The sequence below is a fragment of the Cupriavidus sp. CP313 genome, from assembly GCF_054072015.1.
Window position 1 is genome coordinate 249,689 of sequence record NZ_JBSVZB010000002.1, and the last position, 15,524, is coordinate 265,212.

A 15,524-nucleotide genomic window follows, 5' to 3' on the forward strand; every position below is an offset into this window, starting at 1 on the left:
TCAGTTCCAGCAGTCGGTGCCTGAACCAGACGCGGATTTCGCGCCGGCACTGGTCAGCGTCAGCGAGCCGCAGTCGGCGTCGGCGGCGAGCTGGCTGCCCTTGGGCGTGGCCACGATGCTGTAGCCGGGCGGCAGCGCCGCGTTCGGCGTCACGGCGACGTCGTAGCGCGTTGCCTGCGCGGCCGGCACCGACATGCCCAGCGCGCCCAGATTGGCGGCATAGGCGCGGTTGTCGACCAGGTAGCGCTCCTGGGCGCCCGAGACCTCAAGCATGAAGGACTCGATCGAAGCCCGGTGCGAGCGCACGACGTGACGGCTGTAATTTGGAATGGCGACGGCGGCAAGAATGGCAATGATTGCCACGGTGATCATCACCTCGATCAGCGTGAAGCCATGCGCTGCCCTGGCGCCGCGCAGGCGCCAGCCCCGGCACGGATTGCCGGTTGCCCCAACTTCCCCAATGACCCGAAACGACGGGTTGACCCTCCCGCCGTGTCGCACTGCCGGGCTTCTATGTCCCATGCTCGCGCTCCGATACCAATTATGTTCCGGATGACCGAATTCCGGAGGTTATGGCGCGGAGTGTAAGTCACGATCCGTTAAGTGGGTAAGGAAAATATGATGCCGGCTGGCCGGCGTTGTAGCGAACAGACAGTGGCGTTACGAGATCTGCACAGGGCATACAGCCAAGGCAGACGGCAGACGTTATCCGTCAGTGAAGGGGAACCCTGGCCCGCCCTGTTCGACAGGCCCGATGCGCGCCCGGGCGCACCTGTGCAACAATCGTTACAAACACCGAATCCGGAATGCCCATGCCGCCCGACAGCCCCACCCCATCGCGGCAAGCGCCGCCGCAGGACTTGGAAGCCCTGCTGGCGCTGCTGCGCAGCAACTTCCCCACGCTCAGCACGCAGTTCCAGGGCGGCGCGCGCTACCTGCTCGACCATCCGCAGGACGTGGCGGTGCTGTCGATGCGCAAGATCGCGGCTAGTGCCGGGGTGCAGCCTGCCACCCTGGTGCGGCTGTCGCAGCATCTCGGTTTCGAGGGCTGGCAGGGGCTGCGTGAGTTGTTCGTCGATGCGCTGCGCGGCGGCAGCCAGCCGTACGCGCGCCGCGCGCGCAAGGTGGTGCGCGAAAGCAGCGCCAGCCGCATGCTGGGCGAGATGCTGGACGCGCAGCACCACAACCTGGACATGATCGCCGCCAACAATGAGAAGACCCTGCAGCAAGCGGCGGAACTGCTGTCGCATGCGGCGTGCGTGCATGTCGCGGGTTTCCGCTCGTGCTTCCCGATCGCGTTCACCTTCCACTATGTCTACCGGCTGTTCCGCAGTTCGGTGCACCTGATCCGCGCCGATGCCGGCACGCTGGAGATGGAGCTGCGCGGCCTGGCGCCCAAGGATGCGGTGCTGGTGGTCAGCTTTGCCCCCTACTCGCAGGAAAGCATCCGCGTGGCCGCGGCCGCGCGCGAGTGCGGCTGCAAGGTGATTGCGCTGACCGACAGCACGGTCGCGCCGATCGCGCTGGCAGCGGACTGCACGCTGCTGTTCTCGGTGGAAAGCCCGTCGTTCTTCCCGTCAGTCACCGCCGGCGTGGCCGTGGTCGAGGCCCTCGTCGAGCAGCTGCTTGCACGCAAGGGCAAGGGCGCGATCCGCGCGCTGGAGCAGGCCGAGGGCGAACTGCATCGGACCGGGGCGTATGTGGTGGCGGGGCGCGAGTGAGGGTTGAATGTATGTGGTTGATGGGCAGGGTGTCGCTCTTGGCCAGCGTGGCTGTTTCGCCGGCGTAGCCGGCGAAACAGCAGCACTAGTCAAGAGCGACAGCCGACCGCATGGCACCAAGCCAAACATCCACGCCCACAAAGAGCGACCAACGGCTCAACTGGCCGGCAAGCCCCACACACCCACCAACTCACTGCGTGCACTTCTCCCGGTACGCCTGCTGCAGCGACTTCTTCGGCCGGTCACGCTCCAGTTCCGGGATCATGCGGCCCTGGGCGGTCTCGATGGCCGGCTGGGTGGCGCGGTATTCGCGCTTGGGCGCCTCGGCGATCTGCGCGGCCAGGGCGCGGCATTCGTCCGACTGGATGCTGCCCGGCGTTGCGGCCGGGTCGGGACGGTAGGGCGTGGTGCCCTGCTGCACCGCTTCGTTGATGGCAGCGGCGGCGGCGCTGTCCCCGTCCGGCCTCTGCGCATGCGCGCTGCAGGCCATCGCCAGGGCGGCGATGGCGGCAATGCGGGTCAGGGTTCGCTGGCTCGGCATGATGACTTCTCTCCTGTGGCTCGATGAATTTATGCAAAGGCTGCCAGCTTAATCGTTCGCGGCCTGCCTGACACTACCAGCATCGGCAAACATGGCCACCCCCAGCAGCACGCTCAGGCAGCCCAGCCGCAGCAGGCCGCGCCAGCGCGTGCGCAGGGAGCCCACGCCCAGCAGGATCATCACCAGTCTTGCCATGTCCGGTCTTCCTCCTTCCGTTGCCGGGCCGCCGCTGAGGGCGGCCCGTGGTTGGGCCACATGAGCAGTGATGCCGCTAGGGCGCGCGGCGCCCGCCTCCCTCGTCGCGCTCAAGCTCCCAGTCGCGGCGCATCATCACATAGGTGAACGAGGTGGACCAGCCGATCAGGATCAGGCCGACCAGCGGCTCGACGCTGGCGATCAGGCGGCTGGCGCCCACCGGGACGATATCGCCCAGGCTCTGCGTGGTGAAGGTCTCCAGCGCAAAGTATGCGTAGACCAGCGCGCTTGGCTGCGTGTGGACGCCGGACGCGCCGGCACCGCCCATCCCGGTCAGCCCGCCCAGGCCGAGCACGTGGTCGGCGAACCAGAGGCCCAGCGCAAACACCAGCGCTTCCAGGCAATGGACCACGATGATGCAGACGATCAGCACGCCGATGTTCATGCGCCCGCTCCAGCGCCGGGGGTGTATCGCCGACAGCAGCCGCAGCGCCTCGTAGTGGATGCCGACCACGGTCACGGTCAGCACGGCGGCGCACAGCAGGGCCAGCGAATAGTGTTCGGCGGAGGTTTCCATGCGCAGCGGCAGGCCTGGTCGGTGTCCGGGAGGATCGGGAACAGCGCCAAAAAAAAAGCGCCCTCCAAAATAACACTGGAAGGCGTGCAGGAAAACCAGGGAGCGGGGTGCGGCTGGCGCGCGGCCGTGCTCGTAGCCCTGGCAGAGGGTTGGTGGCGGCCGGGTGGCCGCCGCATGGATCAGTTGCTGCTCTTGCAGGAGAGGTTGACGTACAGCCCGCCGCCCCATTGGAAGTTGCGGTTGCCACTGACCTGCACCTGGACAATGTCGTTAGCCGCCACCGTCGTCGTGGCCGGCGCCGAGCAGGTCCGCACGGTGGCGCCGAGCGAGCAGGCGGACGCGTCGGTGATGGCAAGCGGGGCGATCGTTTCCAGCGCCGCGCCGCTGGCGACACGGTATGCCGCCAGGGTGTACTTGACGTCGTCATCGGGCACCGTGCCCGCCAGGCTAGCGTTCAGGGTCAGGCCGCCGCTGCAGCCTACCGGCATCACCGCGCCGAAATTCGGATCGTTACTTTGCCGGTCCAGCGCGGTGCCGGTCATGACATAAGTGCCATTGCCATCCGGCGAGTCATACACAGCGAAGTTGGCCGTGTAGATCGTCGCTCCGCCGCCGCCAGTCTCTCCTTGCTGGCCCTGGGGGCCGGTGGCGCCAGTCTCGCCGGTATCGCCCTTTTCGCCCTTTTCGCCCTGCGGACCTTGCGCCCCGGCCGCGCCGTCGGACCCAGCCGGACCCGCCGGACCCGCCGGCCCGACCGGACCGGTCAGGCCGACCACGGAGACCCCGGCCGGCCAGCCCTCCGCCGTCTTCGGGCCGAACAGCGTGTTGGTGGTCGTATTGAGGTAGAAGCTGCCTTCGCCGCCATCGGCAGCGGTGGGATCTGCCGCGCCGTGCAGCAGCACGGCGCCGGGCGCGCCGGCCACGCCCTGCGGGCCGACCAGCGACACGCCGGCAGGCCAGGCCCCGTCAGCCTTGGGCCCGTAGAGCGTCGAGGTCGAGGCATTGAGGTAGAAGTCGCCGTCCGTGCCAACGTCCGCCGCGGGCGCATTGGTGCCGGACAGGATGGTCTTGCCATTCGCGCCGGCCGGGCCGGCCACGCTGGCGGATGGCGCGGCGCTGGCCGGCGCGGAATCGCCGCCACCGCCACCGCAACCGGAGAGCAGGATGGCGAGGCAGGCAAGCGGGATCGCCGCAAGTTTCAGGTCGATGTGTTGCATGATGGAAGCCCCCCGGTTCTCATAAATGGCATGCCCGGATCCGTGCCGGGTGAGCTCAATCTAGAGATCGCGGCGATTCCGATATATCGTGCATTCGCATGGGCTGTTTCATTAATGAAGCGCATTTCCGGTGCAGCGGAAAATTGCCCCCGGCCCAATAGCGCCAACGCCTGTTTAAAATGCAGATGACTCGGGATAATGATTATGAAAACACCCGGATTGCCGTGACCGGCGGTAACGCGGCGGGCGTCTGGCCCAATTCAGAGCGGGCGGATTCAAGCATCAAAGGACCGCATCCGCGCGTGCCGATGCAGACAGAAAATACCGGCAATATCTCGCCCAAATGGTTGAGTTCCGGATGAGGTGGCGTGGCTCCGGGCTGTTCAAAAGCGAAACGAATAATCGCCATTTACCCCTTCGTGGGGGGATATGCGCGGCACAGGCAAAACCAGCCCATTCATGCCGCACCCGGCCAGGCGCAGGACGGCGCGGCGATGGACTATGCTGGAAATCCCAACAGCGTCTTCGCGGAGGCCATCGTGCGCAAATCTGTCCTTGTCCTTACGGCACTGCTGCTGGCCGGCGCCCCCGGCCTGGCGCTGGCCCATAACTGCCCCAATGAGATGAAGGCCATCGACGCCAAGCTGTCGACCAAGCCGGCGCTGTCGCCGGAAGCTTCCGCCAAGGTTGCCAAGCTGCGCGCCGACGGCGCGGCCTATCACAAGGCCGGCAAGCATGACGAAGCGATGAAATCGCTGCTCGAAGCGAAGCAGATCCTGGGTATCTGATACCCATCGCCAAAAAAGAGCCGCCACGCACCCAGGCGTGGCGGCTTTGTTTCTTTTCCCGCGGTCGTCGCCGCAGCAGGCTGGGTCAGGAACCCGATCCGACCTGCTGGATCACGCCGTTGGGCGCCACCAGGTAATATTCCGCGCCAATCCCGACCCAGCGCGTGCCCTTGCGCGGCGCGGGCAGGTTGTATTGCTTGTGGTCGTCGATCACATACTGACGGTCCCTGAACTCGGTGGGCAGCCGGTCACCCTTTTTCCACTGCTGCACCTGCATATAGGGCGAGTTCTGCGCCGCCGGCGCGGGGGCGGCCATGGGATCCGTCATCGGCTTGGACTTGGCACCCTGCGCCATCGCAAACGGCGCCGCCAGCACGCTTGCCGCCAGCAAGAGCGCCGGCATCGCTTTTTTGGTCTTCATCGTGATCTCCTTGCGTACGGGAAAACCGAACTGCCGGAGGATCCGGACAGCATCTACCAGATTAGTCACAAATACGGACAACTGCGGCATCCGCCGTCCATGGCGCCGACGCTCGATGTGACCAGGGATCCATTCGCGCCCTGACAGATTGTTCACAATTGTTTGCCGGTTGGCACCCATCGGGGGGGAGCCGCTGACGCCACCCATGTCTAGAATGGGACCTGACAGAAACAATTTGTTACGGGCGGCCGCTACTCAGTCTGTCAGCGGGCACGCACCGCCTCTATGTTCCCTGGCTCACGCCCTGTTCACGGCGCTTCGCACGCGGGCATCCGTCCCTGCCAGAGAACCATAAAAACTTGGGACTCTCCGTGTTGCACGATGCTGGTCAATTCCTGGCCCTGGTCAATCCCGCCATTGCCATCCTGCTTTCGCTCTGCTTCCTGCTGGCCTGGAACCATGAGCGCACGCGGCACTACCTGCTGCAGCTCGGTGCCTGCTATTTCCTGTACGCGGTTGCCATCGGCCTGCAGATCGTCTGGCAACCGCGCAACGGCGGCGGCAACGCCACGGTCACCGGTGCGCTCTACCTGGGCAGTGCCGTGCTGATGCTGGGTGGCATGCTGGCGCGCATCGGCGCGCGCGTCGATACCTGCGCGCTGGTGTCGCTGCCGCTGGCCCTGTTTGCGGCGCTTGCCTGGTTTGACTTTGTGCAGCCCCAGCTGGTCGCCCGCATCTACATCCTGAATATCGGCATCGCGCTGATCCTGCTGCTGGGGATCGCGCCGCTTGCCCGCCTGCGCACAGGCAGCACCGCGGACCGGGTGCTGTTCTGGGTCTTCCTGTTGTTTGCCCTCCATTTCCTGCCGCGCACGGTGCTGACCATTGCTCCGGCCACCGGACAGGACGCTGCCGTCCTCACCCGCTCGGCCTACTGGCTGTGGCTGCAGGCCACCATGGCATTGCTGCTGCTCACGCTGGCGCTGGCGCTGCTGGCGGCGGCCGCGCAGGACGTGATCGACGGCCTGCGGCATGAACGCGACACCGATCCGATGACGCAGCTGCACACGCGCCGCAGTCTGGAGGCGCTGGCCGCGCGGGAAATCCCGCCACCTCAGGGCAAGCCGCTGAGCGTGCTGCTGTGCGATCTCGACTTCTTCAAGTTCATCAACGACAACTACGGCCACAGCGCCGGCGACGCGGTGCTGGCGCAAATCGGCCGGATCATCGCCGCCGGCATCCGCCGGCGCGATATCGCCGCGCGCCTGGGCGGCGAGGAGTTCGTCGTGCTGTTGCCCGATACCCCGCCCGATGCAGCCTTGCATCTGGCCGAACGGTTGCGCCAGACGCTGGAGAGCACGGAAATGGACGTCCTCCCAGGCATGCACACGGTGACCGCCAGCTTTGGCGTGGCCACGCTGCGGCCCGGCGAAGACCTGGAAGCGCTGCTGATGCGCGTGGACAACGTGCTGTATGCGGCCAAGAACAAAGGCAGGAATTGCGTGGAGTGGGAGCGGGAGGCCGGCTTGCCGGTGCTGGCCTGATGCCGCCGTGCCTCCCGTCCGGCGGCGGCTATGCAAACGTAGGCGCATCGCCCACAGCAAGCTCCGGCCCGTCATAGCCCTCAGCCACGGCCACGCCGCCATCGAGCAAGCGCTGGCTCCAGTGGTCGATCGCCGCGCGCGCAGCCGTGCTGACATCGCGGCCCAAGGCGAGCCGGACGGCCGCCGGCGCTTCCAGCCCGAAGCTGCGGGTGGCTCCCCACGCAATCCGGTCCCGTTTGAAATCCCCGATCGCCTGCTCGACGCACAAGCCGCTGTCGGCCACCGCGGAAGCCAGGAAGACATCAGGATGCCTGCTGGTCCAGTCGAGCACGTTGCCGATCTGGCGGATGCCCGCGGCACGGCAGGCGGCGATGGCTCCGTCGCGGCCACCGTCGATCATCGCAAAGACGATATCGGCACCGGCGCGGGCCTGCGCGGCAACAGCGTCGCCGGCCAGCGCCGGATCGTGCTGGTTGCCGCAGAAGGTCGTGAGTGCCGGCAGGCCAGGCACCACACTGCGCACGCCATGGAGAAACGCCGCGCGCCCCTTCAGCCCGGGGCGCACCTTCTCGCCCGACAAATGGGCCACCACGCCGGTGCGCGAATCCGTCGCCGCCAGCACGCCCGCAAGGAAAGCGGACTGTTCCTGCAGCACCGCATAGCTCGCGGTATTGGCGCACAGCACGCTGCCCTGCGTGACCACGAAGCGCCGGGCGGGATGGCGAGCCGCGGCAATAGAAACGGGATAGTCCCCCTGTCCGCCATGCGCAACGATCAGGTCCGGGCCGGTCTCGCACAGCGCCAGCAGGGCTGCGGCACGCGCCTGCGGATCCGGATCGGCAATCCACGTCACCGCCACGTCGTGGCCGGCATTGCGTGCGCGCATGGCGCCGGCATGCCCGGCTTCGTTGAAGCTGCCGCGTCCTTCGGGTCCGAACAGGACTACCTGGATGCGTGCGCTCATGACAGCGTCGCTCCGGTTGCCGCGACCACAGGACCCCAGGCCTGCGCCTGCTGGCGTACGTAGGCGGCAAACTCATCGGGCCGGCGCTCGGCCAGCACAAAGCCCTGGGCTTCCAGGCGGCCGCGCAGGGCCGGTTGTTGCAGGATGACCTGTAGTTGTTGATGCAAGCGTTGCACGATGTCCTCAGGCAGGTTGGCCGGCGCGGAGACGCCGACGAAGTTTTCGGCCACCAGGCCGGGATAGCCGGCTTGCGCCACGGTGGGCAGCTGGGGCGCCTGCGGCACGCGTTGTGCCGAGGTCACCGCCAGCAGGCGCAAGGCGCCGGACTGCAGCAACGGCAGGTTCTGCGGCAGGGCATCCACCGCAAACGGGATCTGTCCGCCGAGCAGGTCGGCGCGCATCGGCCCCGCGCCCTTGTACGGCACGTGCGTCAGCCGCAACCCCGCCTGCTGGCCAAACAGCTCGCCGACGATATGCGCCACCGACGCCGCCCCGCCGCTGCCGAACGGCACCGGGTCGCGCTGCGCGCGGATCCATGCCGCCAGTTCGGCTAGGTTGCGCGCGGGCACCGACGGATGCACGGCAAAGACCGTCGGCACCGCGCCGATGTAGTGCACGTGCGTGAAGCTGCGTACCGGGTCGTAGGCGGGCCGCCTGAGCAGGAACGGCGAGATGCTCAGCGCCGCCGAGTTCGACATCAGCAGCGTGTAGCCGTCATTGGGTGCCGCGGCGACCGCTGCCGCGCCAATTGTCGATCCCGCCCCCGGGCGGTTGTCGGGCACGAATGGCTGCCCCAGCTTTTCCTGCAGCACCGGTGCCAGCAGCCGCGCCACGATGTCGCTGGACCCGCCCGGCGGGAAGGTCACCACCAGCCGCACCGGATGGCGCGGCCATGCCGCGGCGCCGCTGTCCGCGCGCGCCGGCATCCCCGGCAATGCCGGCGCGGCCAGCGCCGCGGCAAGGAACTGTCTTCTTGAAATCACGATGGCCCTCCGGCTTTACAAGCGATGGCGCAGGCCGACGCCGCCGCCGAACTTGTTGCCACGCACGCCCATGAAGGCGGGCAGCGCATAGCTGCCACTGATGTGGTTGAAGTCGGCTTCCGCATAGACGCTGGTGCGTTTCGACAAGCTGTACTCAGCCACGCTCGTCAGCATCAGCCGGTGGCCGCTGGCGGCGGTCTGCCGGTCATAGCCGGCCGCCAGCGACACCGCCAGCGCGGGCGTTGCCTGCACCGTGGCGCCGCCGGTCAGCACATGGTTGCGGGTCGGGCTCAGGTGGAAGCGGTTGTCCAGGTAGCCGAGCGCCAGCTTGACGCGCCCCAGCTGGCTGCTGCCGCCGATGCCCCAGATCGTGCGCTTCTCTTCGGTCGCCAGGGCATTGGTGCTCTGGAACAGGGCACCCACGTCGATCCGTGCCGTGGTCCAGGCCAGCGCCAGCCCCCGGCTGCTGCTGGCCGCCGCATCGCCCGGCACTTCGCCGAAGGTGTAGTGCGCCGCTGCCGAGAACGCACCCCACTTGCCCGCGTACTTCGCCATGTTGTCTTGCCGCGGACCGGTATAGCCGTTGAGGATGGCCACCGCATCGAGATTGGGATGGCCATAGGGCTGGAAGCGGAAGGTCGCGTCATAGGCCGTGGTGAACTGGCGGCCGAACGTCAGCTTCCCCCACGCCTGGTGCTCGATCCCCAGGTAAGACTGCCGGCCGAACAGCCGGCCTGTACCGTGCGTGCCAACCTGTCCGTAGTTCGACGCCGCAGTGCCTTGCAGCGAAGTGCCTGTGGCCAGGTCGAAGCCGCTTTCCAGGTTGAACAGCGCCGACCATCCCGCACCCAGCGCCTCATTGCCGCGCACGCCCCAGCGCGAGCCGCTGAAGTAGCCCTCGCTCAGTTCAGCCAGGCGCTGGTCCCCGCGGTTGTTGTCCGAGTATCGGACCATGGTGTCGATCAGGCCATAGACCGATATGGAAGTCGATACTGATTGCGCCTGCGCCTGCTGCGTAATGCCGCAGATCGCCCCCGCCAGCACGCCGGCAAGCGCCATGGCGTGACTGCGCCTTGTGTTCCCCACCTTCACGCACCACCCTCCATTTTGCATACAAATTAAGAATGCAAAATATAGGGTGTGGCCGCACATCCGCATACGAATGTGTGCGCATGAGGAAATGCGGTTTGCGCGGAGAATGCGGGCGCAAAAAAGCCCGCGTAGCGGGCTTTCGGGGTGATGCTTAAAGCGAGGCCGTGCTCAGAACGGAATATCGTCGTCCATATCCTCGAAACCATTCGAGGCCGGCTGCTGCGGCCGGCGCGCAGCGCCACCGCTCTGGCCGCCACCCTGGCCGCCACCCTGGGCGCCCGCCTGACCGCCGCGGCCACCGCCGTAGCCGCCGCCCGACGCTTCGCGGCTGTAGCCACCGCCGCCGCCTGCGCCGCCACCGTAGCCGCCTTCTTCACCGCCACCGCCGCCACCCTGGCGCGAACCCAGCATCTGCATCTGGTCGGCAACGATTTCAGTGGAGTACTTGTCCTGGCCCGACTGGTCCTGCCACTTGCGGGTGCGGATGCGGCCTTCGATATAGACCGACGATCCCTTGCGCAGGTACTGGCCGGCGATTTCGGCGATCTTGCCGAAGAACGAGACGCGGTGCCATTCGGTGGCCTCCTTCATCTCGCCGCTCTGCTTGTCCTTGTAGCGATCGGTGGTCGCCAGGCGGATATTGGTCACGGCGTCGCCGCTGGGCAGGTAGCGGGTTTCCGGGTCTGCGCCGAGGTTGCCGACGAGAATGACTTTGTTGACCGATGCCATGTGAATGTTCTCCAAAAGCCACGCGCTGTGTTGAAAAGCGTGGCAATACGATGACGGTAAAGCGGATGTAGTGTGACGCGATACTGCGGTGACGTAAACGAACATCGCGCCCCCGGCCAGACGTCGGGTGGCGCGATCATGCTAGGCCTTTTCCAGGCCGGATTCTTTACGATGTGATGCGGATCAGGCCGGCGTTGCCGGTGCAGCTTCCTGCCCGCGCGCCGGCGGCGCCTTCATGCTCCAGGCGATTATAAGCCAGAGCAACAGCACCACCGCGCAACCGACGAACACGGCGCTGCGCCCCTCGTGCTTGAGCAGCCAGCCACCGGCCGCGCCGCCCAGAAACAGGCCCAGCGCCTGCGTGGTGTTGTAGACGCCCAGCGCCGCCCCGCGCGCGGCCGCGGCGTAGCGCGACACCAGCGAAGGCTGCATCGCCTCCAGCACGTTGAACGCGACGAAGAAGAGCAGCAAGACGCCGACGATGGCCCACAGCCCGTGCACAGCGGCAAACAGCAGCTGCACCGCCGTCATCAGCGCGACCGCGCCCAGCAGCACCGGGCGCACGCGGCCGTAGCGCTCGGCCGCCATCATCGGGCCCAGCATCAGCACGAAGGACACCAGCACCACCGGCAGGTAGACCTTCCAGTGCTGGTCCAGCGGCATGCCGGCATCGGCCAGCATTGCGGGCACCACCATGAACATGGCCACCTGGGAAGCGTGCAGCGCCAGCACGCCGACGTTCAGGCGCGCCAGGTCAGCGTTGAGCAGCACCTTGCGGAACGGCAGGCGCACCGGATGCGGCGGCGGCGGGGTCGGCACCAGGAACAGCGTCACGCCGATGGCCACCAGCCCCAGCACCGACATCAGCCCGAAGATGCCGGACATGCCGATGCTGTGCAGCAGCGGCGAGGCGATCACCAGCGACAGCGCGAAGGTCAGGCCGATGCTGCCCCCCACCATTGCCATCGCCTTGGTGCGATGGCGCTCGCGCGTCAGGTCGGCGATGCAGGCGGTGATGGCCGCGGAGATCGCGCCCATGCCCTGCAGCGCGCGGCCGGCGATGATGCCGCTGAGCGTGTCGGAGAAGGCGGCCACCAGCCCGCCGGCGATGAACAGCAGCAGCCCGGCCACCATCACCGGCTTGCGCCCGATGCGGTCGGACAGCCAGCCCAGCGGGATGTGCAGGAATGCCTGCATCAGGCCATAGATGCCCATGGCCAGGCCCACGCGCTGGACGTCATGCCCGTCGGGCAGGCTGTGCGCGAATTCGGCAAAGACGGGCAGGATCAGGAACAGGCCCAGCATGCGCAGCGCGAAGATGCTGGCCAGCGACACGGCAGCGCGCAGCTCGGCGCGGGTCATGCGTTCGCGGGCGGGGGCCTGGGATGCGTCAGCGGCACCCGCATCCGGGGAAGAAGACTGGATCGACGGCATTGCGATCGTGGGATCGTGGAATCTGTCAGGCTGGCTGCCGGTGCATCGCAACGGCAGTTTCGATCGGGATCGCGGGGGGAAGTTGCCGCCCGGAACCCGGGGCCGGCGGCGGCTTCGCCGGGCACCTGCATGGCGCGGGCCACCCCGGAAACCGAAGTTGGGTATATTAACAGGTTTGCTCCTTCGCGCTTCCCGGGTCACCTGGCCATGCCAGTGGCCCCCGGGCGTGTGCCCGGGCGCGCATTCCGGCCGTCGCCAGCGGTCGGAAGTGCCAATTAAGGTACTTGTTTCGGGTTCTGCGATTCCTTCAGACAGCCCTGCCAGCCCGGCAGGGCGGCCTGTCTGGCGACGACTTTTCGGCATATGGAAGAAATCAAGATCCGTGGGGCGCGTACCCACAACCTGAAGAACATCAATCTCGACCTGCCGCGCAACCGGCTGATCGTGATCACCGGCCTGTCGGGCTCGGGCAAGTCCTCGCTCGCCTTCGACACGCTCTATGCCGAAGGCCAGCGCCGCTACGTGGAGTCGCTGTCCGCCTATGCCCGCCAGTTCCTGCAGCTGATGGAAAAGCCGGACGTGGACCTGATCGAAGGCCTGTCGCCGGCGATCTCGATCGAGCAGAAGGCCACCAGCCACAACCCGCGCTCCACGGTAGGCACCGTCACCGAGATCCACGACTACCTGCGCCTGCTGTACGCCCGCGCCGGCACGCCCTACTGCCCCGACCACAACCTGCCGCTGCAGGCGCAGAGCGTGTCGCAGATGGTGGACGCCGCGCTGGCCCTGCCCGAGGACACCAAGCTGATGATCCTGGCGCCGGTGGTGGCCGACCGCAAGGGCGAGCACTCGGACCTGTTCGACAGCATGCAGGCGCAGGGTTTCGTGCGCTTTCGCATCCGCTCGGGCGGCGGCGCCGCGCACGAGGCCGAGGCCAAGGTCTATGAGGTCGATGCGCTGCCGAAACTGAAGAAGACCGAGAAGCACACCATTGAAGTGGTGGTGGACCGCGTCAAGGTGCGCGCCGACATCAAGCAGCGCCTGGCCGAGTCGTTCGAGACCGCGTTGCGCCTGGCCGATGGCCGCGCGCTTGCGCTGGAACTCGACAGCGGCAAGGAGCATATGTTCAGCTCCAAGTTTGCCTGCCCGATCTGCTCGTATTCGCTGCAGGAGCTGGAGCCGCGGCTGTTCTCGTTCAACAACCCGATGGGCGCCTGCCCGAGCTGCGACGGGCTGGGCCAGATCACCTTCTTCGACCCCAAGCGCGTGGTGGCCTTCCCCAACCTGTCGCTGGCCTCTGGCGCGATCAAGGGCTGGGACCGCCGCAACCAGTTCTACTTCCAGATGCTGCAAGGCCTGGCGGCGTACTACGACTTCGACACCGAGACGCCGTTCGAGGAGCTGCCGGAAAACGTCCAGCAGTCGGTGCTGCACGGCTCGGGCGAGCAGGAGATCCCGTTCACCTATATCAACGAGCGCGGCCGCACCACCGTGCGCGAGCATGTGTTCGAAGGGATCATCCCCAACCTGGAGCGCCGCTACCGCGAAACCGATTCCGTCGCGGTGCGCGAGGAACTGGCCAAGTACCAGAACAACCAGCCCTGCCCCGCCTGCCACGGCACCCGCCTGCGCACCGAGGCGCGCCACGTCAAGCTGGGCGAGGGCGAGCAGGCACGCGCGATCTTCGAGATCAACGGCTGGCCGCTGCGCGACGCGCTGACGTACTTCCTGACGCTGGACATGCACGGCGCCAAGCGCGAGATCGGCGACAAGATCATCAAGGAGATCTCCGCGCGGCTGAACTTCCTGAACAACGTCGGGCTGGACTACCTGTCATTGGAGCGCAGCGCCGATACGCTGTCGGGCGGCGAGGCCCAGCGCATCCGGCTGGCGTCGCAGATCGGCTCGGGCCTGACCGGCGTGATGTATGTGCTGGACGAACCCTCGATCGGCCTGCACCAGCGCGACAACGACCGCCTGATCGGCACGCTCAAGCACCTGCGCGACATCGGCAACTCCGTGCTGGTGGTCGAGCATGACGAGGACATGATCCGCGCCTGCGACTACGTGGTCGACATCGGCCCGGGCGCCGGCGTGCACGGCGGCATGATCGTGGCCGAGGGCACGCCGCAGCAGATCGAGGACTCGCCGGCATCTCTGACCGGGCAATACCTGTCCGGCCAGCGCCGCATCGAGGTGCCGAAGGAACGCGCCGCGCCCGACGATGAGCGCCTGCTGCGCATCGTCAACGCCAGCGGCAACAACCTGCGCAACGTCACCGCCGAGGTGCCGGTGGGCTTGCTGACCTGCATCACCGGCGTGTCCGGCTCAGGCAAGTCGACGCTGATCAACGACACGCTCTACCACGCGGTGGCGCGCCACCTGTACGGCTCAACGCCGGAGCCGGCGCCGCACGACCGCATCGAGGGGCTGGAGCATTTCGACAAGGTCATCAACGTCGACCAGAGCCCGATCGGCCGCACGCCGCGTTCCAACCCGGCCACCTACACCGGCCTGTTCACGCCGATCCGCGAACTGTTCGCCGGCGTGCCGTCGGCCAAGGAGCGCGGCTACGATCCGGGCCGCTTCTCGTTCAACGTCAAGGGCGGGCGCTGCGAGTCCTGCCAGGGCGACGGCGTGCTCAAGGTCGAGATGCACTTCCTGCCCGACGTCTATGTGCCGTGCGATGTCTGCCACGGCAAGCGCTACAACCGCGAGACGCTGGAAGTCCTGTACAAGGGCAAGAACATCTCCGAGGTGCTGGACCTGACCGTCGAGCAGGCGCACGAATTCTTCAGCGCCGTGCCGGTGGTGCGGCGCAAGCTACAGACGCTGCTGGACGTGGGCCTGGGCTATATCCGGCTGGGGCAGTCGGCGACCACGCTGTCCGGCGGCGAGGCGCAGCGCGTGAAGCTGTCGCTGGAGCTGTCCAAGCGCGATACCGGGCGCACGCTCTACATCCTGGACGAGCCGACCACCGGGCTGCACTTCCACGATATCGAACTGCTGCTCAAGGTCATCCACAAGCTGCGCGACCAGGGCAATACCGTGGTCATCATCGAGCACAACCTGGACGTGATCAAGACCGCCGACTGGCTCATCGACATGGGCCCCGAGGGCGGCGCCGGTGGCGGCCAGGTGATCGCGCGCGGCACGCCCGAGGATGTCGCCAGGAGCAAGGCGAGCTTTACCGGCAAGTACCTGGCGCCGCTGCTCAAGCGCGCATAAGCATGTGCAGGCGCATGTAGGCCGGCGAGGCCGCGCGGCTTGCATTCGCCACCCCGCGCCCTACCATGAACCCGATGGCGGCAAGCCCTG

16 protein-coding genes are annotated in these 15,524 nt (G+C 67.0%); 4 read left to right on the plus strand and 12 right to left on the minus strand.

All coding sequences use genetic code 11. The features are described from left to right. Positions 1 to 522, minus strand: coding sequence for a type IV pilin protein (locus tag ACW4E8_RS03365; RefSeq protein ID WP_456803219.1), 522 nt, complete (start codon positions 520 to 522; stop codon positions 1 to 3). A 290-nt stretch (positions 523 to 812) separates the two neighbouring features. On the opposite strand from ACW4E8_RS03365, the gene ACW4E8_RS03370 reads away from it, so the two are divergent. After that, positions 813 to 1,721 (plus strand): MurR/RpiR family transcriptional regulator, encoded by a 909-nt coding sequence (locus ACW4E8_RS03370; RefSeq protein ID WP_456803220.1) that lies wholly within the window; start codon positions 813 to 815, stop codon positions 1,719 to 1,721. A gap of 190 nt (positions 1,722 to 1,911) precedes the next feature. On the opposite strand, the gene ACW4E8_RS03375 is transcribed toward ACW4E8_RS03370, so the two are convergent. From ACW4E8_RS03375 to ACW4E8_RS03395, 5 genes are all read right to left on the minus strand, one after another. Beyond that, positions 1,912 to 2,262 carry a hypothetical protein gene (locus ACW4E8_RS03375; protein WP_035822695.1) on the minus strand — a complete coding sequence of 117 codons (351 nt, stop codon included), beginning with the start codon at positions 2,260 to 2,262 and terminating at the stop codon, positions 1,912 to 1,914. A 48-nt stretch (positions 2,263 to 2,310) separates the two neighbouring features. Then, positions 2,311 to 2,457, minus strand: coding sequence for a hypothetical protein (locus ACW4E8_RS03380; protein WP_456803411.1), 147 nt, complete (start codon positions 2,455 to 2,457; stop codon positions 2,311 to 2,313). A gap of 76 nt (positions 2,458 to 2,533) precedes the next feature. Further along, the gene (locus tag ACW4E8_RS03385) at positions 2,534 to 3,034 is read right to left on the minus strand and encodes an ion channel (RefSeq protein WP_456803221.1); all 501 of its coding nucleotides are present in this window, start codon (positions 3,032 to 3,034) and stop codon (positions 2,534 to 2,536) included. Between the two features lie 179 nt (positions 3,035 to 3,213). Further along, positions 3,214 to 4,251: a collagen-like protein gene (locus ACW4E8_RS03390; RefSeq protein ID WP_456803222.1), complete on the minus strand. Its 1,038-nt coding sequence runs from the start codon at positions 4,249 to 4,251 to the stop codon at positions 3,214 to 3,216. Positions 4,252 to 4,453: 202 nt separating this feature from the next. Continuing rightward, positions 4,454 to 4,660, minus strand: coding sequence for a hypothetical protein (locus ACW4E8_RS03395; RefSeq protein ID WP_456803223.1), 207 nt, complete (start codon positions 4,658 to 4,660; stop codon positions 4,454 to 4,456). A gap of 85 nt (positions 4,661 to 4,745) precedes the next feature. Here ACW4E8_RS03395 and ACW4E8_RS03400 point away from each other — a divergent pair, with 85 nt between their 5' ends. Further along, positions 4,746 to 5,039 (plus strand): hypothetical protein, encoded by a 294-nt coding sequence (locus ACW4E8_RS03400; protein WP_456803224.1) that lies wholly within the window; start codon positions 4,746 to 4,748, stop codon positions 5,037 to 5,039. A gap of 85 nt (positions 5,040 to 5,124) precedes the next feature. Here the strand turns inward: ACW4E8_RS03400 and ACW4E8_RS03405 are convergent, their stop codons facing one another. Beyond that, positions 5,125 to 5,460 (minus strand): RcnB family protein, encoded by a 336-nt coding sequence (locus ACW4E8_RS03405; RefSeq protein WP_456803225.1) that lies wholly within the window; start codon positions 5,458 to 5,460, stop codon positions 5,125 to 5,127. Between the two features lie 371 nt (positions 5,461 to 5,831). Here ACW4E8_RS03405 and ACW4E8_RS03410 point away from each other — a divergent pair, with 371 nt between their 5' ends. After that, positions 5,832 to 7,004, plus strand: a complete 1,173-nt coding sequence (locus ACW4E8_RS03410; RefSeq protein ID WP_456803226.1) for a GGDEF domain-containing protein — start codon at positions 5,832 to 5,834, stop codon at positions 7,002 to 7,004. Positions 7,005 to 7,032: 28 nt separating this feature from the next. Here the strand turns inward: ACW4E8_RS03410 and ACW4E8_RS03415 are convergent, their stop codons facing one another. The 5 genes from ACW4E8_RS03415 to ACW4E8_RS03435 all read right to left on the minus strand — a co-directional run bounded on the left by ACW4E8_RS03415 (position 7,033) and on the right by ACW4E8_RS03435 (position 12,206). Further along, positions 7,033 to 7,968 (minus strand): BMP family ABC transporter substrate-binding protein, encoded by a 936-nt coding sequence (locus tag ACW4E8_RS03415; RefSeq protein WP_456803227.1) that lies wholly within the window; start codon positions 7,966 to 7,968, stop codon positions 7,033 to 7,035. Then, the gene (locus ACW4E8_RS03420) at positions 7,965 to 8,951 is read right to left on the minus strand and encodes a Bug family tripartite tricarboxylate transporter substrate binding protein (RefSeq protein WP_456803228.1); all 987 of its coding nucleotides are present in this window, start codon (positions 8,949 to 8,951) and stop codon (positions 7,965 to 7,967) included. Before ACW4E8_RS03420 ends, ACW4E8_RS03415 begins: the two co-directional genes overlap by 4 nt. Before the next feature lie 15 nt (positions 8,952 to 8,966). Next, a complete protein-coding gene (locus ACW4E8_RS03425; RefSeq protein ID WP_456803229.1) occupies positions 8,967 to 10,010 on the minus strand; it encodes a porin in 1,044 nt (347 codons plus the stop codon). Positions 10,011 to 10,211: 201 nt separating this feature from the next. Then, on the minus strand, positions 10,212 to 10,772 hold the full coding sequence (locus ACW4E8_RS03430; protein ID WP_456803230.1) for a single-stranded DNA-binding protein: 561 nt from the start codon (positions 10,770 to 10,772) through the stop codon (positions 10,212 to 10,214). Between the two features lie 183 nt (positions 10,773 to 10,955). Next, the gene (locus ACW4E8_RS03435; RefSeq protein ID WP_456803231.1) at positions 10,956 to 12,206 is read right to left on the minus strand and encodes an MFS transporter; all 1,251 of its coding nucleotides are present in this window, start codon (positions 12,204 to 12,206) and stop codon (positions 10,956 to 10,958) included. 363 nt (positions 12,207 to 12,569) lie between these two features. Between ACW4E8_RS03435 and uvrA the strand changes: the two genes are divergently transcribed. Continuing rightward, positions 12,570 to 15,434 (plus strand): excinuclease ABC subunit UvrA, encoded by a 2,865-nt coding sequence (gene uvrA / locus ACW4E8_RS03440; protein WP_456803232.1) that lies wholly within the window; start codon positions 12,570 to 12,572, stop codon positions 15,432 to 15,434. The last annotated feature ends 90 nt before the right edge of the window (positions 15,435 to 15,524 follow it).